This is a genomic window from Sorangium sp. So ce296, assembly GCF_051529605.1.
Taxonomy (GTDB): domain Bacteria; phylum Myxococcota_A; class Polyangia; order Polyangiales; family Polyangiaceae; genus Sorangium; species Sorangium cellulosum_D.
This window is the reverse complement of sequence record NZ_CP150325.1, coordinates 8,102,696-8,128,153: the sequence shown is the minus strand read 5'-3', so window position 1 is coordinate 8,128,153 and position 25,458 is coordinate 8,102,696. Positions and strand designations below refer to the sequence as shown.

General features: G+C 71.3%; 19 protein-coding genes. 15 read left to right on the top strand and 4 right to left on the bottom strand.

The genetic code is table 11. The features are described from left to right. Window positions 1-9: 9 nt before the first annotated feature. Both WME98_RS30070 and WME98_RS30065 read right to left on the bottom strand, forming a co-directional pair. On the bottom strand, window positions 10-1,659 hold the full coding sequence (locus WME98_RS30070) for a PfaD family polyunsaturated fatty acid/polyketide biosynthesis protein (protein WP_437336266.1): 1,650 nt from the start codon (window positions 1,657-1,659) through the stop codon (window positions 10-12). A 766-nt stretch (window positions 1,660-2,425) separates the two neighbouring features. Continuing rightward, complete coding sequence (locus WME98_RS30065) at window positions 2,426-3,196, bottom strand: SDR family NAD(P)-dependent oxidoreductase (RefSeq protein ID WP_437945166.1); 771 nt, start codon at window positions 3,194-3,196, stop codon at window positions 2,426-2,428. A 341-nt stretch (window positions 3,197-3,537) separates the two neighbouring features. On the opposite strand from WME98_RS30065, the gene WME98_RS30060 reads away from it, so the two are divergent. From WME98_RS30060 to WME98_RS30010, 11 genes are all read left to right on the top strand, one after another. Then, the gene (locus WME98_RS30060) at window positions 3,538-6,138 is read left to right on the top strand and encodes an ATP-binding protein (RefSeq protein ID WP_437945165.1); all 2,601 of its coding nucleotides are present in this window, start codon (window positions 3,538-3,540) and stop codon (window positions 6,136-6,138) included. A 228-nt stretch (window positions 6,139-6,366) separates the two neighbouring features. Then, complete coding sequence (locus tag WME98_RS30055) at window positions 6,367-7,701, top strand: ABC transporter substrate-binding protein (protein WP_437945164.1); 1,335 nt, start codon at window positions 6,367-6,369, stop codon at window positions 7,699-7,701. Between the two features lie 71 nt (window positions 7,702-7,772). Next, entirely contained in the window at window positions 7,773-8,900 is a 1,128-nt protein-coding gene (locus WME98_RS30050; RefSeq protein WP_437945163.1) for a substrate-binding domain-containing protein, read from the top strand. Window positions 8,901-9,253: 353 nt separating this feature from the next. After that, window positions 9,254-11,494, top strand: a complete 2,241-nt coding sequence (locus WME98_RS30045; RefSeq protein WP_437945162.1) for a HAMP domain-containing protein — start codon at window positions 9,254-9,256, stop codon at window positions 11,492-11,494. Window positions 11,495-11,498: 4 nt separating this feature from the next. Further along, window positions 11,499-11,909 carry a response regulator gene (locus tag WME98_RS30040; RefSeq protein ID WP_437945161.1) on the top strand — a complete coding sequence of 137 codons (411 nt, stop codon included), beginning with the start codon at window positions 11,499-11,501 and terminating at the stop codon, window positions 11,907-11,909. Further along, window positions 11,906-12,481: a YfiR family protein gene (locus WME98_RS30035; protein WP_437945160.1), complete on the top strand. Its 576-nt coding sequence runs from the start codon at window positions 11,906-11,908 to the stop codon at window positions 12,479-12,481. The genes WME98_RS30040 and WME98_RS30035 overlap by 4 nt, the downstream gene beginning before the upstream one ends. Window position 12,482: 1 nt before the next feature. Next, window positions 12,483-14,912, top strand: coding sequence for a TonB-dependent receptor plug domain-containing protein (locus WME98_RS30030; protein ID WP_437945159.1), 2,430 nt, complete (start codon window positions 12,483-12,485; stop codon window positions 14,910-14,912). Continuing rightward, on the top strand, window positions 14,909-15,265 hold the full coding sequence (locus WME98_RS30025; protein WP_437945158.1) for a hypothetical protein: 357 nt from the start codon (window positions 14,909-14,911) through the stop codon (window positions 15,263-15,265). Before WME98_RS30030 ends, WME98_RS30025 begins: the two co-directional genes overlap by 4 nt. A 90-nt stretch (window positions 15,266-15,355) precedes the next feature. Then, the gene (locus tag WME98_RS30020; RefSeq protein WP_437945157.1) at window positions 15,356-16,459 is read left to right on the top strand and encodes a substrate-binding domain-containing protein; all 1,104 of its coding nucleotides are present in this window, start codon (window positions 15,356-15,358) and stop codon (window positions 16,457-16,459) included. A gap of 308 nt (window positions 16,460-16,767) precedes the next feature. Then, complete coding sequence (locus WME98_RS30015) at window positions 16,768-17,976, top strand: PAS domain-containing protein (RefSeq protein ID WP_437945156.1); 1,209 nt, start codon at window positions 16,768-16,770, stop codon at window positions 17,974-17,976. Window positions 17,977-18,155: 179 nt separating this feature from the next. Then, window positions 18,156-19,334, top strand: a complete 1,179-nt coding sequence (locus WME98_RS30010; RefSeq protein ID WP_437945155.1) for a hypothetical protein — start codon at window positions 18,156-18,158, stop codon at window positions 19,332-19,334. 28 nt (window positions 19,335-19,362) lie between these two features. Here WME98_RS30010 and WME98_RS30005 read toward each other — a convergent pair whose 3' ends face one another. Then, window positions 19,363-20,709, bottom strand: a complete 1,347-nt coding sequence (locus WME98_RS30005) for an MBL fold metallo-hydrolase (RefSeq protein ID WP_437945154.1) — start codon at window positions 20,707-20,709, stop codon at window positions 19,363-19,365. 257 nt (window positions 20,710-20,966) lie between these two features. Further along, window positions 20,967-21,161, bottom strand: a complete 195-nt coding sequence (locus tag WME98_RS30000; RefSeq protein WP_437945153.1) for a hypothetical protein — start codon at window positions 21,159-21,161, stop codon at window positions 20,967-20,969. A 540-nt stretch (window positions 21,162-21,701) separates the two neighbouring features. Between WME98_RS30000 and WME98_RS29995 the strand changes: the two genes are divergently transcribed. From WME98_RS29995 to WME98_RS29980, 4 genes are all read left to right on the top strand, one after another. Next, window positions 21,702-22,061 carry a hypothetical protein gene (locus WME98_RS29995; RefSeq protein WP_437945152.1) on the top strand — a complete coding sequence of 120 codons (360 nt, stop codon included), beginning with the start codon at window positions 21,702-21,704 and terminating at the stop codon, window positions 22,059-22,061. 99 nt (window positions 22,062-22,160) lie between these two features. Beyond that, the gene (locus tag WME98_RS29990) at window positions 22,161-22,517 is read left to right on the top strand and encodes a hypothetical protein (protein WP_063752124.1); all 357 of its coding nucleotides are present in this window, start codon (window positions 22,161-22,163) and stop codon (window positions 22,515-22,517) included. 599 nt (window positions 22,518-23,116) lie between these two features. Then, window positions 23,117-25,012, top strand: a complete 1,896-nt coding sequence (locus tag WME98_RS29985; protein ID WP_437945151.1) for a glycosyl hydrolase — start codon at window positions 23,117-23,119, stop codon at window positions 25,010-25,012. A 317-nt stretch (window positions 25,013-25,329) separates the two neighbouring features. Continuing rightward, on the top strand, window positions 25,330-25,452 hold the full coding sequence (locus WME98_RS29980; protein ID WP_437302923.1) for a hypothetical protein: 123 nt from the start codon (window positions 25,330-25,332) through the stop codon (window positions 25,450-25,452). The last annotated feature ends 6 nt before the right edge of the window (window positions 25,453-25,458 follow it).

Sequence of the window (25,458 nt, the reverse complement as noted above, 5' to 3'; positions counted from 1 at the left end):
TTCGGGCGCTCAGGCGAGCGGGCGAGGGGTGAAGTGGAAGGCGGCGCTCGGCACCGGGACGCCGTAGGTCCGCAGCTGCTGCGCGCGCGTGACGACGGCCGCGCCCTCGAGCAGGTTGCGCGCGACCTGGACCACGGTGCGGTTCGCGGGGTCCTCGAGGAACGACCCCTTGACCCAGCGGTTGAAGGCGCCCATGGCCGGGCCACACCAGATCTGATAATCGGCGCGGCGCTTCGGGTCCCCGGCGATCGCCCACTTGCTGGACATGCCGAGATACCACCGGAAGATCAGCGCCATCTTGTGCTTCGGATCGCGGGCGGCGCGCTCGAGCTCGGCCGGGTCGCGCTCGGCGAAGAACCGCTCGCAGCCGGCCCACACCTCGTCGCACGACATCTGGAACTGCTCCCGCTCGACGCGCGCGCGCACGTCGGCGGGCAGCGACTCGATGGAAGCGTGGGCGACGTACAGGTCGTAGAGCCGCTGCGCGCGGACGCCGAACATCGTGCCGCGCTTGAGCACCTGGACCTGCACGCCGAGCTCGAACATGTCGGCGGCCGGCGTCATGGTCACGTCCGGCAGGTCGGCCTGGGCCAGCATCTTCTTGCCCTCCTCGGACAGGCCCGACTCGACGCATGCCTGGTTGACCGAGCCCGTGAGCACGTACGCGGCCCCGAGCGCGAAGGCCGCGGCGACCGTGGACGGCGTGGAGAGGCCGCCGGCGGCGCCGACGCGGATCGGGCGCTGATACCCGTGCTTGGCCGCGAGCTCGTCGCGGACGCCGAGGATGACCGGGAACAGCGCGACGAGCGGCTGGTTGTCGGTGTGCCCGCCGGAGTCGGCCTCCACCGTGATGTCCTCGGCCACCGGCAGGGACCGCGCGAGCTCCGCCTCTTCCCGGGTGAGCCACCCGTTGCGAACGCACGTATCGAGGATCTCGGCCGGCGCGGGCGACAGGAAGCGCGCGGCGACCTCCGGGCGCGAGATCTTCGCGAACAGGTGGTTCTGCCGGTCGATGCGGCCGTCGGGCAGGCGCCTGATGCCGCTGTAGGCGAACCGCACGACCATCGGGTTCAGGCCCATGTAGGCCGCGGCCTCGGCCCGCCTCACTCCCTTTCTCAGGTAGAGCTCCACCGTGTCGCTCTCCAGCCGCGGCTGGTTCGGAGCGTGGATGAGGTTGCAGCCCCAGGTGGGGCCTTCCGTGCCGAGCGCGGCGACGATCTCGTCGACCGCCTGCTCGATCCGGTGGAGCCCGAGGCCGGCGGCGCCGAAGAACCCCATCATCCCCGCCCTGGCCATCTCGATGGTGAGCCGCGTGGTGTGGATACCGTTCGCCATCGCGCCGGCCACGTAGGGGAAGCGCAGGCGGTGGACCTCGAGGAAGGAGCGGTCCCCGAGCCACTCCGGATACAGCGCCGGCAGCGTGCCGAGGAGCGGGAAGGTGGGGACCCCGTTGACCTGGTCTTCGCGGATGACGGCGCCGCCGCGCGAGACGCCGACGCGCCCCTCCGGCGTCTCGCGCACCACGTGCACCGGCTCGCGCACGCAGGAGATGGCCTCCCGCAGATCGGTCGACGTGAACGCGGGGAGCCACGGTCCGCTGCGCCAGATCCCGATCGGCTGGAGGCCGGCGCTGCGGAGGGCCTGCGGTTCCTTTATCATGCTGAGCTGCCTCCCAATGACAAGCTCGCGGTCTATAACATCCGTGGTCTCCGGCCCGCGGTAATGGTTCGGTCACGGAACGACGGCACGCCCCGATCGCGCCGTCCCCCGGATCGGGCCATGAAAGCGCTTTCCCTCGGCGCGTTCGCGCCCGCGCCTCATGACGCGTCGCGCCTCCGTTTCCCTGGCGATCCCTGGGCCGAAAGGTTCGAAATCGCTTGCTTTTTCTTGCGCCCCCGCGGCGCTGGGTCGAGCGCTGCGCGGCGCCCCGGCCGCGGGCCGGCGCGCATTGTCAGCGTCTCGTCATGAACCCCTTACCGGCCAGCGCGGCGCGCCCTCAGAGAGAGAGAGACTGAACCGCCAAGGCGCCAAGGACGCCAGGAGAAGAGAACAGGCGTGCTCCCTGGTTCTCCTCACGCTCTTCACGTCCAGGCGGTTCAACCCCTCTCCCTCTGGAAGGCGGTTTGCTCTCGCCCAACTACGTCCCCGTAAAAGAATTCGAACCACAGAGGCACAGAGGGCACAGAAGAAATAGGATTTTATTTCTCTCCCCTCTGTGCCCTCTGTGGTTCATTTCCTCGAGGTTTCAGACCGTTCCGTGTCCTAGAGCGGTTTTCGCCCGTCTCTGGTACATGCGTTACAGAGCGGCGGTCACCCGCACAGGAGACGGGTCCAGCTCGGCGTTTTCGGCGCGGAAGCGCACTCCAGTGCGCTGAGCACCGAAAACGTCGAGATGGGCCCGTCTCCGAAGCGGGTGACCGCCGCTCTAGAGCGAGTACCCGCCGTCGCTGACGAGGAGCGCCCCCGTCATGGTGCCCGACGCGTCCGAGAGCAGGAAGGCGATGAGCCCCGCGATCTCGTCGGCGCTCGCATACCGACCGAGGGGCGTGGCCATCGCCGCCATTTGATCGAACGCGGCGCGCTCGCTCCCGGCGGTCGCGACGAGCTCCTGGAAGAACGGCGTCTGCGTCCAGATCGGCGTCTCGACGCCCCCGGGCAGGACGCCGTTCACGCGGATCTTGTCGCGCGCGCCCTCCTTCGCCGCCACGCGGACCAGCTGCGCCGCGCCCGCCTTCGAGGCCGCGTACGCGGCGATGCCCGGCTCGGCCTTGACGGCCGCGACCGAGGAAACGACGACGGCCGTCCCGCCCCCGCCCGACTTCCTGAGCAGGCGAAGGCCCGTCCGCAGCGTCAGAAAGGCGCCATCGAGGTTCACCGAGAGCACGCGCCGCCAGTCCTCGAACGAGGTCTCCGCGAGCGGCGCCCCGTGGGCGATACCGGCGTTCGCCACGACATGGTCGAGCCTCCCGAACCGACGCTCGACGGCCTCCTCGATCTCGGCCCACGGGGCCTCGGTCCCCACGTCGCCGTCGCGCACCAAGAGCTCCGGCCCACGGAGCTCCGCCGCGAGCGCGTCGAGCGCCGCGCGGTTCCGGTCGACGAGGACCAGGCCACCCACGGTTTGCGAAATCCTGCGTGCGGTGGCCGCGCCGATCCCCGACGCCGCCCCGGTGACGAGCGCGACTCGACCTGACATAGGCGCAGCCCCTCTACCACAGCGAAGCCGCCGTGTGCACCCGCTCCGTCCCGCGGCGGGTGGATCGGAGAGAGGAGACGCGCTCTCGCCGGCACCGCCCGCCATGAGCCAGGTGTCTTTCCACACGGACGCACGCGGACGCAGCCGGGCGCGCCGCAAACCAGGGCTCGCCAACCGCGACGGAACGGTTCCATGGAGGGCACACCCGGCCGGCGCAACACGAGAACCGCCGCGCTCGTTCGCCGGATCTCCCCGCCGGTCGCCCGTGCTCGGCTACGTTCCGGTGCGGTGATGCTTTGAGGTCGCTCGCGCTCGTTTTATGCTGTCGCGACGAGCCAACGATGCGACGCCCCTACCGGCTCTCTGCCAGGGTCAGCAAGCTCCTCCAGGCCCGTCGAGCGCGCGCCGAAAAGTCACGGGCGTCCAGGGCGGCGTCACCGGCCGAGGCGCGGGTGCACGCCGCCGACATCGCCGCGCAGCAGCAGGCTCAGGCGAGCCTCGAGCGACAGCAGGCGGTCCTCAAGTACGTCATCGCCAACGTCCCCCACGCCATCTTCTGGAAAGATCGTGAGGGCCGGTTTCTCGGAGGAAATCAGAACTTCCTCAACGACACGAACACGAGGGTCCTCGAGAATCTCGTCGGCAAGACCGACTTCGATGTGTGGGGGAAGCAAGACGCTGAGTCGTTCGTGCGCGTCGACCGGGAGGTCATCGAGCGCGGCACACCGATGCTCGACATCGAGGAGCCGCTGCTCCGCCCGGACGGCGAGCGGCGGGTCCTGCTCACCAGCAAGGTGCCCATCCGCGACGAGCGCGGCGACATCATCGGGCTCCTCGGGATCTACGCCGACATCACCGAGCGCAAGCGGATGGAGGTCGAGCTCCAGAAGGCCAAGGAGGCCGCCGATGCCGCCGCCCGCGCCAAGGGGGAGTTCCTCACGGTGATGAGCCACGAGCTCCGGACGCCGCTCTCGCTCATCCTCGGTCCGCTCCAATCGCTCCTGTCGAGCCAGGACGAGCCGCTCTCGGCGCGGGTGCAGGCCGATCTCGAGCGCATCCAGCGCAGCGGGCGGCGGCTCCGCCGGCTCGTCGACGACGTCCTCGACTACCAGAAGATCGAGGCCGGCAAGATGCACGTCGACTGGGAGGCGGTCGACGTGACAGAGCTCGTCGCGGACATGGTCGAAGAGGCTCGCCCCGCGGCGGAGCGCGGCGGCGTGAGGCTGTCGCTCGAGGCGGATCCGGCGCTCGGGACGGTCCCCCTCGATCGGCGCAAATTCGAGAAGATCGCGCTCAACCTGCTGGGCAACGCGCTGAAGTTCACCCCGGCGGGCGGCCGGGTCGACGTCGGGCTGCGGGCGGCGGACGGGCTCTTCGAGCTCTCGATCGAGGACACCGGTCCTGGCATCCCGCCGGACCAGAGACACCTGCTCTTCCAGCGGTTCCAGCAGATCGACGCGTCGGCCACGCGCAAGCACGAGGGGACCGGGGTCGGGCTGTCGCTGGCCAAGGAGTTCGCGGAGCTCATGGGGGGCACGGTCGGCGTGGAGAGCGAGCCCGGGGTCGGCTCCCGCTTCTTCGTGCGGCTCCCGCGCGCGGCGGACGGCGTGATGGCGTCGCGGGCGCCTCGCGCGCCGGAGCCGCCGAGGTCGTCGGGGCCGCCCGGCGGCGCGGACGACCCCGCGGCGTCCAGGCCGCGCGTCGCGGACCACCTCGCGGCGCCCGCGCCTCGGGCCGCGCCGACGGTCCGCGGAGACGGCCGCGCAGAGGCGCCCGCGTCGCGCGTGCTCGTCGTGGAGGACAACCCGGACATGGCGTCTTACCTGGAGGGCATCCTGGCCGCCGAGCACCAGGTCCTGCGCGCGACGAACGGCCGGGAGGCGCTCGAGGCGGTCGGGGCGACGAGGCCCGACGTCATCGTGTCGGACGTGATGATGCCCGAGATGGACGGCTTCGAGCTGGTCCGGCGGCTCAAGGGGGATGCCGGGCTCCGGGACATCCCGATCCTCCTGCTCACGGCCAGGGCGAGCCGCGCCGAGGCCGTCGGCGGGCTCGAGGTCGGCGCCGACGAGTACCTGAGCAAGCCGTTCGACCCGCTGGAGCTCAAGGCGCGGGTCCGCGCGGCCGAGCGGCTGCACCGCGCCTACCTGGAGCTCGCGGCGAAGAACCGCGAGCTCGCGGACGCGCTCAAGCGGCTCTCGGAGACGCAGGAGGAGCTCCTCCAGGCGGGCAAGATGGCGGCGATAGGCACGCTGGTCGCGGGGCTGTCGCACGAGATGAACAACCCGGTCTCGGTCATCGTGATGACCGCGCAGCTCCTGCTCCGGCGGCACCGCAAGGGGCACGGCCTGCCCGACGAGGCCGCGATCGTGAAGGCGCTCGGCACCATCGAGCGGCAGGCGAACCGCTGCTCGGACCTCGTGACCGCGCTGCTCGAGTACGCGCGCGGCAAGCCGGTCGGCCGGCAGGCGTGCGACGTGCGCGAGGCGCTCCGCCGCGTGGTCGACCTCTCCGCGCCGCGGGCGCGCGAGCGGCGGGTCCACCTCCAGGCGAACAGCGCCGCGTCGGCGCTGCCCCCGGTGCTCGTCAACACGTCGCAGCTCGAGTCGGCCCTGCTCAACGTGATCGGCAACGCCCTCGACGCCAGCCCCCAGGGCGGCGCCGTCGTCGTCGGGGCGCGCGCGCTGCCGCGCGGCGACGTCCACGGCGTGGAGATCGACGTGCGCGACACCGGCTGCGGCATCCGCGCCGAGGACCTGAGCCGCATCTTCGAGCCGTTCTTCACGACGAAGCCGCCCGGGCAAGGGACCGGGCTCGGCCTGTCGCTGACGCACCGGTTCATCCAGGAGCACCAGGGCAGCATCCGTATCGAGAGCGCGCTCGGCGAAGGCACGACGGTCCGCATGTGGCTGCCAGCCCTTCAGGCGGACGGGGCGGAGTGAGCGCGCAAGAGGGCGCCTGAGGCGCGCAAGAGGCGCGCATAAGAGAGCGGCCGGCCCGAGGCGTGAGTCACATCAAGTAATACGGGCTACAGCGCATCATCTCCCACTTCAGCCCGCATCGTCGACTCTTCCACGTCCTTGACAGACACATCCTGTTTGGGATGTCATCGAGAGGCCTGCATGTACCTTGGGAGCCATGCCTCTTCGCGGTGCGTCCATCGAGCCGGCATGGGATCCACGCATCGCGGACGACGCCTGCGCTGCCTGGAGGCCGGGCTGCTCGTCGGGCTCGCGTCCCTCCTCTCGGCGTCCTGCGCGCCGAGCGAGCCCGAGCGCCCCGAGAACGCGGTCGTCATCGGCGCCCTCCTGCCCTTCACCGGCAGCGAGTCGGCCATCGGCCGCAACCTCGAGCAAGCGATGCTGCTCGCGATCGAGCACCTGAACGCCGCGGGCGGGCTCGACGGGCGGCCGTTCGACCTCCGGAGCCGGGACAGCCACTCGAGCTCGGAGCGCGGGATCCACCAGCTGGCCGCGCTGCTCTACAAGGATCACGTCGCCTACCTGGTGGGGCCCGAAGAGAACGACCTCGCCAACGAGATCTCGCGGGACGTGAAGGAGCTCGACCGGTTTCACATGCTGCCGGGGTATGCCGCCCCCCCTGTTGCGCGCAGCGAGAGGAAGGGGGGCTGGATGCGGCTCGCCCCTACCCCGTTCGACATCGGCTGCGCGCTGGCGAAGGACGCCATTCGCGACGGCATCCGCACCGTGAACAGCCTCGCCGCGTGGGACGACTACAACGCCAAGGTCAACAGCGAGTTCACGACCAACTTCGTGGCGCTCAGGGGAAGGGCGTTCCCGTCGGTGCCGCTCACCGCGGGCGAGCATACCTACACGGACAAGATCGCGTACGCCTTCGATATGCTCCCCGACCGCACGCTCCTGGCCGCCTTTCCTGCCACCGCCTCGACCGTCGTGACCGAATGGACCGTCGCCGGGCGCCCGGGCGCCTGGCTCCTCGGCCCCGCGCTGCGCGCCGAGGCGCTCCTCGCCAACATTCCTGCGGGCGTCCTCGATGGCTACTCCGGGGTCTCGCCCTCGCTGAGCCTGCGGAGCGAGTGCCAGATCGTGGACGAAGCGGAGGAGAAGGTCGAGTGCACGACCGGGAACGCCGCCGCCTTCATCGACCACTTCTCCCGCCGGTGGGGCGGGGAGGTGCCGTTCCCCGCGGCGCACTTCTATTACGACGGCGTCGTCCTCATCGCGATGGGCCTCGTGTACGCCCAGGCGACGAGCGGGGAGATCCCCTCCTCCGGAAACGCGCTGCAGAAGATCATCCGCGAGCTCAACAGCCCCGACAACGAGCCGGCCTCGTGGCGGGATCTGAAGACGGCGATGACCAGGCTTCGCGAGGGGGTCCCTCTCCGGTACGTGGGGGCGGCCGCGGAGTACGAGTTCGACATCTACGGGGCGAACAAGCACCACTTCATGCAGAAGTGGACCATCCGCGACGAGACGTTCGTCGATCTCGCCCCCGTCCCCGTCACCTGCAGCGTCAGGCAATGATCTCGCGGCGAGCGTGACGTTCACGCAGGAGTGCGCACGATCGACGAGCCACGGGCGAGGAGGAGCTGCTCATGGGGCGGATTGGACGATGGAGTACGACGGTCCTCGGTCTCGCGCTGACGACGGCGTCATGCGGGTCCGACCAGCCCCCCGGCGCGGGCGAGCAGCTCACGCCCATCCAGCGAGCCCCGATCCCCGACAACGAGTTCACGCCCGTGGAGCTCGAGGACACGGTCGACCGCCTCGTCGCCGAGATCAACGCGAGCGCGCTCCGGCCGATGCGGATGGCGGTCGTGCTGAAGAACGCCGCGGGCTTCTGGGGGCCGGTCGTGACGGCCGCGACCCGGGCCATGGCGGAGCTCGGGGTCGTGGGGAGCGTGATCGGGCCGATCGCGCTGTCGGAGGACGGCCCTCAGCCGGATGAGGTCCAGAACGAGCAAATCGCGCAGGCGGTGGAGGACCAGGCGGAAGGGATCGGCCTCGCGCCCTTCGGCGACCTCCAGACCACCGCCGTCGACGAGGCCGTGGCGAGCGGGGTCCACGTCGTGACGCTCGACAACGACGTGGCGGCCTCGAAGCGCTCGATCTACGTCGGGACGCTCAACGAGTCTGCCGGGACCACGGCAGCGGAGACCCTGCTCGCGATGCTGCCCTCGCCCCCTGGGACGGTGATCCTCCACGGCAGCACCGACGAGGCCGGGAGCGCCGGCCTGGAGCGAACGCAGGGCGCCCAGGACAGGCTCGAGGCAGCCGGCTACGAGGTCGTCGTGGGCCAAGCCCACTGGGACCTCTCGGGCGAGACCGACGACGTCGAGTGGATGACGGCCCAGATCGAGGCGGCGGACCCGCCCGTCGTGGGGATGCTCGGCCTGTTCAACGTCTCGTACCGGTGCGCGATGGCCGCGGAGGCCGCGGGCGCGAAGGTCCCCATCGTCGCCTTCGACTTCGATCCGATAACCGTCGAGTACATGCGCCAAGGGCGCATCCGGGCCACGCACATCCAGCGGCAGTACTACCAGGGCTATCTCGTGCCCTACATCCTCTACGGCATCGAGAACCTCGGCCTCGAGGCGACAAAGAACATCCTCGCCCCGCAGATGGTCGACGGCACCCGGGTCAACACGGGCCTCGACGTGGTCCGCGGGGACAAGGTCGACGACTACAACGACTTCCTCAGCTCGATCGACGCGAACCAGTAGCGGCGCCGCGGCCCAGCGCCCGAGCTCGCCCGTGGCTTCATGAGAGCGCCGCGCCTGCCCCGCGCCGCGCGCTCAGCGCCGGCACGCGCCGTGAGCCATCCAACAGGTGCCACGAGCTTACACCTCCCTCCAATGTGGGTAAGGAAATTCCTGTTGCAAATATGAAATAAGCTACGTACCGTCGGGGACTGAAGGGTATTCTCCGTGCGCCTGTCCGCGCTCCTCCGGGGGGACGCTGACACTGCGCGCCGGCGCCCGGACTTGCCTTTGTCTTTCGTGGGGGCGCGGATGACGTACGCTCTTGGATTCGACCGTTCCTTGCATCGGGTACGCGCTGCCGCGCCGGTCGCCTGATGCTGGACGCCGGCGCCGCCTCCACGCCCTCGACGCCCGACCGGCAGCGCGCCGGGCGCGCCGGCGTTCCCCTCGGCATCGGCGTCAAGCTCGCGGCGGCGACCGTGGTCGTCCTCACCAGCGTCACCGTGCTGGTGGCCAATCAGGTCATCGAAAAGACACGGGATGATCTCGTGTCGGCGAAGGCGAACGCCGCCTCGATGATGGCGGATCTGCTCGCGGGGTCCCTGACCGCGCCGCTCGATTTCGGCGATCGCGACGCGGCCCAGGGCGAGCTCGACCAGCTCCGGTCGAACCGGGCGCTGATCGGCGCGATCGCATGGGGCAGCGACGCCGAGCCCGTCGCCAAGGTCGGGGATCCGCCAGAGGGCCTGTCGGTCTTCATCGCGCGCGGCGCCGAGAACCAGGTCCTCGAGCGCGAGATCCGCGTCGCCCGCGCGGTCGTGCGCGACGACGGGCGGCGCCTCGGGACGCTCGCCCTCGTCTTCTCCCTCGATCCCGAGAACGCCGCGTTCGCCGCGGCGCGCCGCGACATCCTCGAATACGCGGGGCTCGTCGGCGCGGTGACCGCCTTCCTCCTCCTCGGGTTCGCCCGGTGGCAGATCGTGCGCCCGCTCTCGCGGCTCGTCGACGCCGCGCGGCGCCTCGGCGAGGGCGACCGCACCGTCCGCGTGCGCGTCCGCACGAACGACGAGCTCGGCCGGCTCGCCGACGTCTTCAACGCGATGAGCTCCGCCATCCTCGAGCGCGAGGGCAAGCTGGAGATGGCCACGGAGAGCCTCCGCGAGCTCTTCGACAACATGCGCGAGGCGATCGTCGCCTTCGGCCCCGACGGCCGGCTGGGCGTCGAGGCCTCGAAGCACGCGAGGCAGCTGTTCGGCGAGCGCGCCGAGGCGGGCCGCCACGTCGCGGAGCTCCTCTACGGCGACGAGCCCCTCGGCGTCGAGAGCCAGGCGCTCCGGCAGTGGATCGACGCCGCGTTCGGCGCGGAGCTCGACCTCTTCCCGGAGGTCGCCGAGCTCGCCCCGCGCTCGCTCTGGTTCGAGCGCGCGCCGGGCGACCGCAGGTTCTTGCGGCTCGAGTTCTGCCCCGTCGTCTCCGGCCAGCAGGTCGCGCGCATCATGCTGCTCGCGACCGACGAGACCGAGCTCCGGCGCCTCGAGGCGAGCGTCAAGACCAAGGACGAGGAGCACGCGCGCCAGATCGCGGCCATGCGCCGCCTCGTCGCCGGCGGCGGCCAGGTCTTCGTCCGCTTCGTCGAGATCTCGCGCGAGCGCGTGGCCCGGTGCGCCGAGATCCTGGGCGCCGGCGGGCGGCTCGGCGCCGCGGACCTCGACGAGCTCTTGCAGCAGCTGCACACCCTGAAGGGCGAGGCCCGCTCGTTCGACCTCGAGCGCCTCGCGGACGAGGTCATGGCCCTCGAGGACGAGCTCGCCGCGGTCCAGGCGCGCGCGCGCTCGGAGGACGAGCTCTCCGTCGACCTCGGCGCGGCGGCCCTTCGCGCGCGGCTCGAGCGCGTCGCGGAGGAGCTCGCGCGCGCGCAGGAGACGTTCGTCGACGCGTCGCCCGTGGGCCGCGCGGTCCTCGACCAGATCACCGTCCGCCGCACCGACGTGAGCCGGCTGGGCGAGCTCCTCGCCGGGCAGGGCGGCGAGGCCGCCGAGATCGCCCGCCGCCTCGCGTCCCGTCCGTTCGGCGAGGTGCTCGCGGCGCTCGTCGAGCGCGTGCCGCGCTGGGCCGAGAAGGAGGGCAAGCGCGCCCGCCTCGAGATCGAGGGCCGCGAGGTCCCCGTCCCCGCCGATCTCGCCGGCCTGCTCCCGGGCGTGCTCATCCACCTCGTGCGCAACGCGATCGCCCACGGCATCGAGACCCCCGACGCGCGCGCCCAGGCGGGCAAGCCCGAGCTCGGCGTGATCCGCGCCGTCTGCGCCGAGGCTCAGCCGCTGCCCACGATCGTCGTCGAGGACGACGGCCGGGGGCTCGACCTCCACGCCCTCGCGGCGCGCGCCGGCGTCGACCCGACCGATCTGCGCCGCGCGCGCGAGCTCCCGTTCGCCCCCGGCGTGAGCACGAAGGGCGACGTGAGCGACCTGGCCGGCCGCGGCGTCGGCCTCTCGGCGGTCCGCGCCGACCTCCTCTCGGTCGGCTGGCTCATCGAGGTGGACGCGTCGCGCCAGACCGGGACGGCGTTCGTGATCCGGCCCCGCGACCGGGCCGTTCCCCTCAGCAACGGAGATTGAACCGATGGCACACGGCGGACGCATCCTGGTGATCGATGACAGCGAGATCGTGCTGATGCGGATCCGCGTCGAGCTGTCGAGCGCCGGCTACGACGTCGTCACGACGACGCAGCTCGTCGGCACCGCCCGCCACCTGCGCGGCTGCGATCTGGTCATCATCGACTTCTTCATGCCGGGCCTCGACGGCGGCGCCGTCCTGCGCTCGCTCAAGGCGGCGATGCCCGCGACCGAGCGGCCTCCGCTCTTCTACCTCTACACGACCGACGCCAAGGCCGGGGCCCGGTACGCGGAGCTCGGCTTCGACGGCGTCTTCGGCAGGAAGGGCGATCTCCTCGCCCTCACCCCGCAGGTGGAGGCGGCGCTCCGCATCCGCAAGCTCTCCGGCCTCGCCCGCGCCAAGGAACGCAGGGCGTGACGCTCTGCCGGCGCGCCTTCGTGCTCGGCCTCCTCGCCGCGGCCGCCCTCGCCCCGCGCCGCGCGCGGGCCGAGACGGCGACGGCGCCCTTCGACGTGCAGGCGGAGATCGTCACGCGCATCCTGCCGTACGACCGGGGCTTCCCGGAGCGGGTGAAGGCGCAGGTCTCCTTCCTGCTGCTCACGAGGGCGGGCGACGCGGACTCGGCGAGCGCCGCGCACCAGATGAGGCGGGCGCTCCTCGACATCGGCAAGGTGCGCGACCGGCCGATCCGCGTGGAGTCCATCGAGTACTCCAGCGCGGCCGAGCTCGCCGCGGCGTGCCGCGCGCGCGACATCCACGTCGTCTACATCTCCTCCGGGCTCGCGAAGGACGTCGCCGCCATCCGCGGCGCGCTCGCGGATACGGGCGTCTTGAGCTTCGCGGCCGTCGAGCCCTACGTCGCGCAGGGCGCCGTGCTCGGCGTCGACGTCGCCAACGGCAAGCCGCGCATGAGCATCAACCTCGCGCAGGCCCGGGCTCAGCGCATCGATTTCCCGGCGTCCATCCTCAAACTGGCAAGGATTTACTGACGTGCGCTCGCCCGGTTTGGCACTGCTCTGCACAGCGTCGCTCGCGTGGTCGACCGCCGCCTCGCGCGAGGCGCGGGCGGAGGACGTCAGCTCCCTCCTCGAGATCCTCGAGGAGAACGTCGTGTCCGGCGCCTCCCGCGCCGCGGAGCGCGCGAGCGACGCGCCCGCCATGTCGTCGGTGATCACCGGCCAGCAGCTCAAGCGCTTCGGGATCCAGCGCCTCGCCGACGCGCTCAACTTCCTCGGGAGCGGCGTCTTCGCGCACTACCGCATGTCGGCCCCCGAGGTCGGCGCGCGCGGGGTCGCGCTGACCCGGGACGCGAACAGCCACGTGCTGCTCGTGCTCGACGGCATGGTCGTGAACGAGCAGGGCGGCGGCGCGGTCTTCCTGCACGACATCCCGGTCGACGCCATCGACCACATCGAGGTGATCCTGGGGCCGGGCTCCGTGCTCTACGGCGCGCAGGCCATGCTGGGGGTCATCAACGTCGTCACGAAGAAGGCCGCCGACCACCAGGGCCTCCACGCCTCGCTCATGCTCGGGGCGTCGCCGCCGCTCGACGAGTCGGGGAGCATCATGGCCCCGGCGGTCGAGAGCCCCGGGGGCGAGAACACCGTGGCACTGAGCCTCGGGCGCAGCTTCACGCTGCTCGGGCAGCCCGCGGGCGTGGTGGCGGCGGCCGACATGCACACGTTCAAGGGCCCGCACTTCGCCTTCGCGAAGCAGCCCATCCCGGTCGGGCCCGACGGCGCGCCCTCGCTGGATCTCGGCTCGCACGCCGAGCCCGGCACCTGGGGCGGTCCGGTGAAAGAGCAGTGGTTCCGCCGCAAGGCGGGCGCGTACCTGCGCGTCGACGTCGGCGACCTGAGCGCCGTCGCGCAGGTGACGCGCTCGGTGTGGGCGGCGCCCCAGATGGATCTCTACGAGAACCGCGTCGGCGCCTACGACGACGCGCACAACAGCAACACGCAGTCGCTCTCCCTGGCCAGCGTGCGCTACCGCGCCCGCTGGAGCGAGCGGCTCGAGGGCGTGGCGCGCGCGTATTTCGGGTACAGCCGCCTCCTGCGCTCGCGCTACGTCGTCGGCCACGACGCGCTCGTGCCGGGCGTGCCGCTCAGCGTGAGCGATCCCGAGCAGTGCCCGCGCGGGCCGTCCGGGCCCTGCCGGAAGGAGGCGCTGTTCCTCTCCCGCTGGGTCGGGCTGGAGCTCCAGGCGGTGGTCGACTGGGCGGGCGACGGCGCCTTCTCGACCCTGGCGGGCGTCGACGGGCGCCTCCGCACGTCCGCGTACGAGATCGTCGCGTTCGACGACCTCACGGGCAAGAGCTACGGCTCCGAGACCGCGCTCACGCGCTGGCACAGCGGCGGGCACCGCCTCGAGGACGAGGCCGCGCTCGGGGCCTACGTGCAGCAGACGCTGCGCCCTTTCCGACCCATCGCGCTCAACGCGGGCATCCGGGTCGACCTCGACTCGCGCATCCCGCTCGAGCACCTGCCGGCCGCGATCTCGCCGCGCGCCGCGCTGATCGCCGAGCCGGACGATCGCGTCTCGCTCAAGCTCATCTATTCGAGCGCGTTCCGCGCGCCCAGCTTCGTCGAGCTCTACATGCTGAGCGGCAGGCTCCTGCCGGACCCGGACGGCCTCAAGCCGGAGAAGGTCTCGTCGGTGGAGGCGGTGTCGTCGTTCCGGACCGGCGCATACGCGATCACGGCCGGCGGCTTCGCCTCGACCTGGCGGGACGTCATCGAGCTCCAGATCGTGAAGGCCAGGGCGCCCAGCGTCTCGAGCTTCAAGAACGTACCGGGCATCCGGAACTACGGCGCGAACCTCGGGTTCGAGGCGAGCTTCCTCGAGCGGCGGCTGCGCGTCGGCGCGAACTCCACGTTCGCGGTGACGCGGCGCCGCATGTCGGAGCAGCAGATCAAGGACAACGCGAAGTTCGGCGTCGGGGACGAGGTCCCCCTCACCGTCGCGCCGTCGGTGTACGGCAACGCGCACGTCTCGTACGAGATCGGCGCCGGCGCCGTGTCGCTGGCGGCCGCGTACATGGGCCGCCGGATCGCGGATCAGGCGTATGTTGGCGGCAATCCGTCGAACATCGCCCCGCGCCCCGAGGTGTCTCCGCAGCTCGAGCTCCGCGCGGCGCTGACGGGCGCGTTGCCCGGGGTGAAGGGCGCCGGGTACACGCTCGGCGGTCAATACGCGTTCTCGGCCTATGAGCCCTACGTCGTCGGCCCCAACCAGGGACAGCCGCGCTACCTCGTGGAGCGCGGCCCCAGCGCGGATTTCGCGCTGACGAACCGGCTCACGGTCTTCGCCGGGATCGAGCTTCACCTGGGCGGCGATGACGCTGCCGCCGGCCCGCCCGCGGCGGCCGGGCCCTCCTCGCGCGCGACGGCGTCGCGCGCGCCCCTTGGAGCTTTGCCGTGAAGAAGAGACCGATCCTCTCCTCGCTCCTCGTCGGCTCGCCGGCCGCCGCGTGCCTCCTTGCGTGGGGCTGTATCGAGGTCGGCCACCCTGTCGAGGTGGGCTGTTACGTCGAGGTCGACAACCCGAATTGCGCGGACACGGGCGTCTCCGCGAGCTCCTCCCGCGCGAGCGGGACCACCTCGACCGGCGGCGGCGCGGACACGCACGGCGGCGGTGACGACGGTCACGGCGGCGCCGGCGGGACAGGCGGCGCCGGCGGGACAGGCGGCGACGGCGGAACAGGCGGTCACGGTGGGACAGGCGGTCACGGCGGCGCCGGCGGGACAGGCGGTCATGGCGGCGACGAACCGTGATGGACGCCGCGCGTTGGCAGCCGAACATCTCTCACCGATCGCACTATCGTTCTTGACGGCTCTCTTGGTTCTTGAGCGTGGAGGGGGTTCATGCGCTATCAAACATTCTCCGGTATTCTCCTGGTGACCAGCCTGCTCGCCTGCAGCGACAGCGAAAGCGCGACGGGTGATCCGATCACCATCGCCTACATCACGCACAACAAGTGCAATCGATTCCACGACCTCGGGCGCGAGGGCGCCAGGCAGGCGAGCACGGAGCTCGCGGCCACGAGTGCGCGCCCGGTCGAGGTGATGATCCTGGATCCCGAGTGCCCGGAGCTCGACGAAAACGGCGATCCACGCGATCCCGACGACAAGTGCTACTTCTCCCGGCCGCAGATGGCGGTGCTGGAGAAGGTCATCAACGAGAAGGTCGACGCCATCTCCGTCGACGTCTTCGACGGGGTCTGCGAGAACGACATCATCAACCGGGCCGTGGATGCCGGCATCAAGGTCGTCACGTACGGCGGCGACGCGCCGAACAGCAAGCGCCACACCTACTACGGCATGGACAACAAGGCCGCTGCCGCCTTCCTCATGGATGCGCTCGCGACCATCAACGGGAAGACCGGGAAGATCGCCTTCCAGACGATGATGGAAGAGAGCAAGGACGGCGGCTACACCCCCACCGCCGCAGGGACCTTCATCGACCGGACCGCCGGTTTCTCCGAGGCGCTGAAGAAGTACCCGGACATGACGAACGCCGCGACCCTCCCCTGCCTCTGCTGCGACTATCAAGACCCCTTCTGCACGCAACAGGCGGAGCAGGCGCTGGAGGACGACCCGGAGATCACGGGCTTCTTCTTCTCCTACAGCAAGCTCCTCGGCGAGCCGGACCTCGAGGCCCACGCGCCGCTGCTCGCCGAGAAGGCGATGGCGAAGGAGATCCACTCGGTCGCGTTCGATACGCTGCCGGAGTACCTGGATCGCATGCGCGCCGGCTACGTCGACGTGCTCCTCGGCCAGAAGCTGTTCGGCTGGGGCTACGACACCGTGATGCTGGCGTACGACCTGGTCACCACCGATCGGCGCGTGGATCCCTTCACCGACGCTGGCTGGTACGTCGTCTGTCCGAACAACCTGGACGAGTTCGAGCGCAATACCCAGGCGATGGACTACCGGACGCCCCTGTCCGACTGCAGCCTGCTCCCCTGAGCCCGGCGGTGCGGTGCGCCGCAGGCGACGCCGCGTGACGCGCGCCGCAGGCGACGCCGCGTGACGCGCGCCGCAGGCGACGACGCGTGACGCGCGCCGCGGGCGACGTCGCGTGACGCGCTCCGCCATCGCTGCTCGCGCCTGCGCGAAAACGCTGGCGCGCCGCGCCGGGCGCCCTCGACGACGAGGCGGCACCGTCGATTCGGCCGCGCGCCCCGCGGCCAGTGGCTATCATGTGGCAAGCTCAGGCCCGCGCGCTTGCCGCCGCCCGACGTCGAAGGAGCCACCATGAACAAGGCCGTGCCGGGATGAAAGAGACCAGGGGCAAGGACCACCCTGAGGCGACCGGCGGGCGCGCTCAGCGGATGCTCGACGCGACGCCGGCGATCCTGTGTGTCGTGGACATGAGAGAGCGGCGGCTCACCGCGCACAACGCCGCCCTCGCCCGCGCGCTCGGTTGCTCCGACGAGGAGCTCTCGACGCGCGGCCTCGCGGCGCTCTCGGCCCGCATCCACCCCGACGACCTCGCCGGCCTGGCCGCGCGCGCCGAGCGGCTCTCGGCGGCGCGGGACGGCGAGGTCGTGGACGGCGAGCTGCGGGCGCTGGGCCGCGAGGGGGACGAGCGGCTCTTCGCCGTCCGCGCCGAGGTCTTCACCCGCGGCGAGGACGGCGCCGCGCACGAGATCTTCCTGTCGGCCGAGGACGTGACCGAGCGGCGGCGCCGCGAGCGGCGCCTGCTCCGGAGCGAGGCGCTGCTCGCGGCGTTCTGCGAGCGCGCTCCGGTCCTGCTCTACGCGAAGGACGGAGACGGCGCCTTTCTCCTGGTGAGCCGCTCGCTCGAGGAGATCGTCGGCGCGGCCCCGGGCGGCATGGTCGGCAAGACCGACAAGGACTTCTTCCCGCCGGAGGTCGCGGCGATTTACAACGATGTCGACGCGCTCGTGCGCAGCAGCGGCACCCCGTTCGAGGCCGAGGATCCCGTGCCGCACCCCGGGGGCGAGAAGACGTATTTCACGATCAAGTTCCCGGTCTCGGGCGAGGGCATCCCGGAGGGCTCGATGGCCGGCGTCTCGCTCGACATCACCCGCGTCAAGGAGGCGGAGCGCGAGCGGGAGGCGGCGCGGGACGAGCTCATCGTCGCGCAGCAGGACACCATACGGGAGCTCGTCACGCCGCTCTTGCCGATCGCCGAGGGCGTCCTCGTCATGCCGCTCATCGGCTTCTTCGACAGCGCGCGGGCGGGCCGCATCATCGAGACGCTGCTCCAGGGCGTCGAGCGGCACGCGGCCCGCATCGCGATCATCGACATCACCGGCGTCAAGGCGGTCGACGAGCGCGTCGCCGAGATGCTGGTGCAGGCCGCGCGCGCGGCCGGGCTGCTCGGCGCCGAGGTCGTCTTGACCGGCATCCAGCCCGCGATCGCGCGGACGATGATCGAGCTCGACATCGACCTGCGCGGCCTGGTCACGGAGGGCACCTTGCAAGGCGGCATCGCGTACGCCCTGAAGCGCCGGTGACGGGCGGCCGGCCGCGCCTCGGCGCAGGGCCCGCGGACTCCCGTTCGATCCATCGGTAAAGTTACGCCACGAGCGCCGATCGCCGGCCTCCGGCGCGCCCGCGCGGGCGCTCGCGCGCGCGGCGTTCGTACGGGCTTCGATGAAGGATGTGGCGCGCCCCCGTGTGGTAACTTCGGCGCATGACCAGCGCGAGCGTGACGCTGCCAGTCCCGGTCGCGGCGCCGCGCCGGGAGGCCTCGGGCGCCCGCCTCATCGAGTTCCTGCTCGTGGGCGGCGCGACGCTCGTGCTCTTTCCGCTCGCGTGGCTGCTCCGCCGGGCGGTCGGGCTCGACGCGTCGGAGCTCGCGATCGGCTTCTTGACGTTCCACGCCGCGTCCGTGATCAACGATCCTCACTTCGCGGTCACGTACCTGCTGTTCTACAGGGACGCGAGGCGCCGCGCGTTCGACGGCGCGCTCCCCCCGGCGCAGCGGGCCCGCACCGTCGTCGCGGGGCTCCTCGTCCCGCTCGCGCTGCTCGCGTGGGCGGCCTTCGCGCTCTCGACCGGCTCCGCGCGGGCGATGGGCTTCATGATCCAGCTCATGTTTCTCCTGGTGGGCTGGCATTACGTCAAGCAGGGCTTCGGCGTCCTGACGGTGCTGTCGGCGCGGCGCGGGTTCCGGTTCAGCCCGCTGGAGCGCAGGGTGATCCTCGCGCACTGCTTCGCGGCCTGGGCCTATGCGTGGGCGAGCCCGGCCGATCCGGGCAGGGAGCTCGAGGAGAAGGGCGTGGTCTACACCTCGATCGCGCACCCGACGGCCCTCGAGCCCATCGCCGGCGCGGCCTTCGCGCTGAGCGCGCTCGCGCTGTGCTGGGCGCTCGCGCGGCGGTGGCGCGCGGACCGGCGGCTACCGCCGCTCTCGCCGCTCGCGGGGTTCCTCATCACGGTGTGGCTCTGGACGGTGTACTCGAGCCTCGACCGGCTCATGATGTACGTGATTCCGGCGCTGCACTCCGTCCAGTATCTGTATTTCGTCTGGCTCCTGAAGCGGAACGAGGCGCGCGACGCCGAGGGCCCGCCGCTGTTCGGGAGGCCGACAAGCCTGCGCCTCGGCCTCCTGGCCGCCTCCGCCGTCGGCCTCGGGTGGGTCGTGCTCCGCGGCGCGCCCGCGCTCCTCGACGGCGCGCTGGTGCTGAGCGCGAGCGGCGACGAGACGATGGCCGGGCTGGGCCCGACACCCTACCTCGCGGCCATCTACGTGTTCGTGAACATCCACCACTATTTCATGGATAACGTGATCTGGCGCCGGGAGAACCCCGAGACACGGTATCTGCTGCGCCAGGACGGCGAGGACGGCGAGGGCGGCGCGAGCGGCTGAGCGGCGAGCGCGCGCCCCCGCGCCCGCGTCACGCCCTCCGCTTCACCACCGCCCCCACCGCGCGCGCGGCGAGCCAGACGACGGACGCCGCGGCGCCGATCGCGCTCGCCGCCGCGAGGGAAGCCCGCATCAGCGCCGGATTGACCTTCTCCGGCCGGTGATCGGGCAGGTACGGGTGGAGGGCGCGCGGCAGCACCCACGCCTCGCTCCCGGGGCCCTCGCCGCCGATCGCGCGCACCGCGCGGGCGATGCGGCCGCGGGGCTGCACGCGGCTCTGCACCCAGGGGATGAAGCGGGCGATCGGGAGGCGGCCAGGCGCCTGCCGCTCCATCCAGGCCACCGTGCGCCTCAGCTCGGCCGCCGTCGCGGCGGCGCTGCCGTCGCCGTCGAGGCGGTGCCACTCGCCGTGGCTGGGCAGGAGCCACGCGAACCGGAGGTGGCCCGCCTCCGCGAGGGCGACCAGCCGGCGCACGGAGCCGGTCTGGCGCTCCCAGTCGTGCCAGCACTGGAGCCGGAACGCCATCATCTGGCCGAGGCGGCGCGAGTAGGCGAGGTGATCGCCGGTGAACAGGAAGCGGCCGCGGTACAGCAGGCACATCGACCCCGCGGTGTGGCCGGGCTGCGAGAGCACGGCGAGCTCGGCGCCGGCGAGCTCGGCGTCGGCGAGCGGCGCGCCCTCGAGGGTCATGGGCTCGGGGCGGTCGGGGAGCTGGATCTCCACGTCGGTGGTGACCGCGGTGTACGCGCCGCCGCGCGCGCTCACGTCCGCGTAGCCGAGGATGCGGCGAGCGCCGGGAAAGCGGGCCGCGAACTCGGCGTGGTGCGCGGTGTTGTCACTGTGGGTGAGGAAGATCCATCGCACGCCGCCGCGCTCCTCGAGGAAGCGGAAGATGGCCTCGCTCGGCTTGGGCAGATCGACGAGCACGTTCCCGCCGGGGCGCTCGATGAAGTAGGCCGTGGCCCCGACGGTTTCCCTCGAGGGCTCGCCGAGCGCCCAGACGTCCTCCTCGATGCGGCGCGGCCAGGTGCTGAAAGGAGCGCCGAGCTCGCCGGCGCGAGGGCGCGCGGCGGGCGGCTTGAGGCGCAAGGCGTGGACCGGGCAGGAGGCCACGGCCGTGCGCGCCGCCTCGAAGTCGGCCCGGCTCCGCGGCTGGCGCAGGACGCCCGTGAACGCCCCCTCCTCGTACGTGCCCTCCAGCACGGCGGGGCCGCGCCGCGTCACGTCGCCGTCCATGGCCTCCCAGTGCGCGGGCGCCACCTCGCCCAGGAGCTCTGGCGCGAAGTTCCTGCAGACACCGACGCCGCAGCAAGCTCGCGTGACGTGCAGTCGTCCCCAATCTTCCCCATCGATGCCGTCGGTAGGCGTGTTGTTCATGGGCGCGCAGACTATCACGCTCCACCCGGGCCGCCATGGGCGCCCAGCTGTCCGAGCCGGTGAGTAATCGCACCGAAGCAGACCGAGCGCTGCCGCTCCGCCACCCTCCCCGGTCGTCCAGGTTGTACACACCCGCGGTTCGCGCGAGCAGCTTTACGACGCTGCGGCGGCGCCCGTCGTCCGCCGCGCGCTCCCGGCCCGGTGACCCGGGTCCTCTCCGGCGCCGGCGAGGCCGCCGCGCCGGCCGCCTCCTCCTTTCAGGCGCCGAAGGTCTTCGACCTCTTCTGGCCGCAGGTGGAGGTGATCGCCGCGCCCGCGGCGTCGCGCCCGCGGGCGATCGGCGCGCACCCGATCCGAGGCACGTTGTTGCGCGCGTCGAAGGGTTGCCACTGCCCACCACGATAGGCCTCCAACCAGACCGAGGAGTCCATGGCCCCGTGGAGAGGACTCACGCCGATGTCGCCGAGGTATCCAGCGCACGACCGGGCCCGATTCGCGCCCGAGGTGATATTGCCGATGAACGAAATCACAGATGGCCCGCGCGCGGGCCCACGGGCTCGCCCATCGCGGGCTCGCCTCACGGGCGAGATCGAATCGAGTGGCACGGGGACATACTCGCGCGACAAACGCGGTTCCGGAGTTGTCGGATTCGATGCCCCACGAGCGCCAGGTCGCCCGGCTGGACACCGGGACCGCGGGCGCCGAGGGGTGAGCGCCCTCCCCGGAAGAGACAGCTCGCACCACGCCCGAGCAGCCACGACGCGAAAAAGCGTCGCCCCGGCGAAATCGGCGCATGCTGCGCCGATATGCGTGTGCCGTGGCGCATCTTTCTGCTATACATTGGCGCACACGCAGTGAAGTTGTCGGCGATGCCGTCTGGCCCATCGACCAGGCCCGGCAAACACGGCCGTCATGCGACGTTCGAGGCAACTTTCGCACAGCCGTGGGATGCACGCGCGTCTCGTGCCTTCCACCGTCGGAGGAACGTCGAGATGACTCACACGTGCACGCCGAGCATCACCGCCGCGCCGGTCGAAGCGACCCAGGGCGACAGCCCTGCCTCGGCCACGAGCTCGCGCGCTGAGCGCGGGGAGGTACAGACCGTGAAGCCGTGGTTGTCGCGGGTGGTGGACGGTGTGGAACAAAGGCTCTGCTGGCGCTTCCAGGTGCACGGGCGGAGCGACGTCACGTACGAGCCGGCGAGCGGCCAGCACGGCCCCTTCGATCGCGACAGGCAGCGGCACCTCAAGACGGGTGAGACGTTCCAGCGGCTCGACCGCTCGGGCTCTCCCCGGAAGTACGGCGGGCTCGTCTGGCAGCCGAAGCGCTCGATCGCCCGCTCAGGCCTGTGAGCGACGGCTCCACGGGAGCTCGGCCGCCAGGCCGTCACGGAAAGACACGTCACCCGGTCCGCACGCAAGGGCCGTCCACGGAGCTTGTTGATCACCGCCATGTCCATCCCCCAGAAGCCAGTCGCCTCCGCCCAGTTGCTCGCCACCGCTGCCCCCCTCAGCTTCCGCGCCACGTCGCGCGACCGGAGCGGCTCGACGCTCGGAGTGCTGCTCGACGCGTCCGGCGCTCAGCAGCACCTCGTGATCGAAGAGGGCGGCCAGGAGGGTACCTGGATGCTGTCGAGCGCGTTGCCCTACGGCCACGCCTCCTTTCTTCTGTACGAGAGCGCCGCCAACGTGCTGCGCGGCGGAAACCTGAGTGAGGGCGGGACCATTTCGTACCAGGGAGCGCTGTACACGATCGAGACGTCGCTCGACGGGAATACCCGTACAGCGAAGGTGAGCGGCAGCGTGTGATCGGCCGCCGGTCGCTCACGCTCACCGGCCGGATCGATCCGCGGCCGCTCGTGCGGCGCCATCGCCGTTCTCCGGGTCGGAGCGGCGAGCGCAGCGACGACCGTCAACACGGCTGACGCAGGGCGCGCCCCTTCAGGGCGTGAACGATCCCCCACATCCGGCGGATTGAAGGTGAGGGTCGGCGTCGCGCCGGCGCCCTCGATCGCCGCGCCAACAGCACAAGCGAAAACTTCCGTTACAGGCGCCCCCCGGGTGATTCTACCCGGCGTGCGTTCCGCGCCGCCGCCGACCCCGAGCGACCCAGGCGCACCGCTGGCCGTGGCCTCGGCAAAATGAACCGGTTAACTTCGTGGGCCCGACGGCGGCCGAACGCGCCCGCGCGGACACGCGCTTGCGGGAGCTCGGTAGGCCTCGTGCAGCCGCCCCACGCCTCCGGTCGACAGGCGGCGACGCGACGCAGTACCGCGCCGGAGCGCGCTCGGGGTGAACCCGGCACGAAACCGACGACGGCTCCTCGCATCGGACATCGGCATTGACGCTGAACCGATTCAGATCTTATTTCTCGCCCCGCCACTCGTACCGTTCGCAGGGAAGCCACCATGAATCTCAACCAGCTCAGCCCACGCCTGTGCGCCGCGTTCCTTCTGTGCTTGGCAGCCGCGTGCGGGTCGTCGAACGACGGCGCGCCGCCGGGGGATCCCCCTCCCGGAGACAACCCGCCCGGAGACAACCCCCCGGACGACAACCTGCCGGACGACAATCCGCCGGACGACAACCCGCCGGACGACAACCTGCCCGGCGATGATCCGGAGTTTCCGGACACGCCCCGGGGCAAGCTCCTCGAGGACCTCTGGACCTCGTCTCGAGCTGGCAAGTTCCGGTTCGGGTACGAGCACAGCATCCTGTGGGGGCTCTACGACCCGGGCACGAAGGGGCTCATCTCGACCAACGACTGGTTCGCGACCCTCGCGGGCGCGGCCAGCCGCGACGAGCGCGCGTGGGCGTCGGACGCCGGCGCGACCGTGGGAGAGAACCCCGGGCTGCTCGGCCTCTCCCTCGACGCGATGGTCTTCGACCCGGTCGCCTGGAACCGGCGCGACGTCGCCGCCGCCGCCGTGGCGTACACGCTGGAGCAGCCGGGCGGCATGGTGGCCATCGACTGGCACACGCCCCCGTGCAACTACGACATCGCGAGCTCGGACTTCGCGGCCGACATCGCGACGCCGCTCGCCACCATCACGGTCGACGGCCAGAGCGTCCCGATCCACGCCCAGGGCGGCGGCACCCCGTTCTACGCCGAGACGTACTATTCGGCGTCCCTGGGCTCCAGCGCCGACATCCCGGAGAACCTGAAGTGCGTCTGCAAGATCGCCAATGACGTGCCGATCGCGGAGGGGACCTTCGCCGGGATCTCGGCGCGCGACTGGCTCGTGGCCCACGCGAAGTACGTGGCCCAGTTCTTCCGCGACCACGGGCTCGACGGCAAGCCGGTCGTCCTCAGGCCGTTCCACGAGCACACCGGCGCGTGGTTCTGGTGGGGTCAGCCGTACTGGAACTGCCAGGCCCTGCTCGGCGACGATCAGGCCGTCACCGGCCCCGACGCCTACCGCGCCGCGTACCGCACGTTCGCCGAGGCCGTCCGGAGCGAGCCGGGGATGGAGAACGTGATCTTCGCGTACTCGACCGACAAGCTGCGGAAGCTGAGCGACAGCGACGTGACGCCCGCCGAGGCGAAGATCCGAGATCCAGAGAGCCTCTCTCGCGACCTGCTCCGAGCGCGCCTGGTCGAGGAGCTCTCCGAGCTCGGCGCGGCCTACGAGAGCCCGCCCCAGCAGGCGATCCTCGACCACGACGGCCAGCCGCCGTCCGAGCTGCTGGAGGCGTACTACCTCGAGGCGTATCCCGGGGACGACCTCATCGACATCCTCGGCATCGATCTCTATTACCCGTACGAGCGGGCGGCGTCCCCGGCCGACCTCGAGGACATGAAGGCGATGGCGAGCGCCGTCGCGGCGGTCGGCGCGGCCAAGGGCAAGCCGCACGCGCTCAGCGAGACGGGCACCTACCGGCTGCACCTCCTGCACCGGGTCAGCAAGCTCGCGGCGGGCCAGTCGCTCGCGCTGTATCCGGCGGACCACGTGAGCCGGTGGTACGACACCCTGTTCGATCAGGGCATGAAGGCCGAGTTCCTGGACAACTACGGCCTCAGCGCGGCGTCCGCCGTCGCGCTCACCTCGACCGAGCTGACGAGCCTCTTCCCGGACGCGGGGCAGGGCGCCGTCACGGAGGACTGGTACAACGAGCACCTGCTCGAGATCGCGAAGAGCGCGGGCGTCTCCTACGCGCTGACGTGGCAGACCTACTATGACGGCAGCGACTTCGACGACAAGGCCGTCTACTATTATGTCCCGTTCCCGGGCCACCCCGAGGCGGACAACTTCCGTCGCTTCGCGGAGGACCCCGCGGTCTGCTTCGGCGGGGCGGCGTGCGAGTAGGCGCCGCCTGACGAGCGCCGCTGGCCGAGCCGGTGGGGTCGCCCGCTCCTCTTTGACGCAAAGGCGCAAAGAAGAACAATTACGTATTTTTGCGCCTTAGCGCCTTTGTGTTGCAATTCATCCTCGCTCGCGAGCCAGATCCCTGGCGGGACTCTTCCGCGGGGGCGAACTGTCGCGATCCGTCGCATCTCCAGGAATTTTGGAAGGGCGTGACGATGGATCGCACCCCCTCGGGGGGCATGGCCCCAACCCGGGCCCAACCGCCGAGCCCTGGGCCCGGAGAGCTCGCGACGGTCGATCCCTCGCCTCGAGCCGCCATGGTTGCGTCGCTCGCCGGCACCCTGAGCCGAGCCGTCGCCCTCGGGGACGCGGAGGCAGCCCGGGTCGTGCACGAGGCGATCGGTCAGCTGCTCGGGCTGCCGGTGGCACCGGAGGGGTGAGCAAGC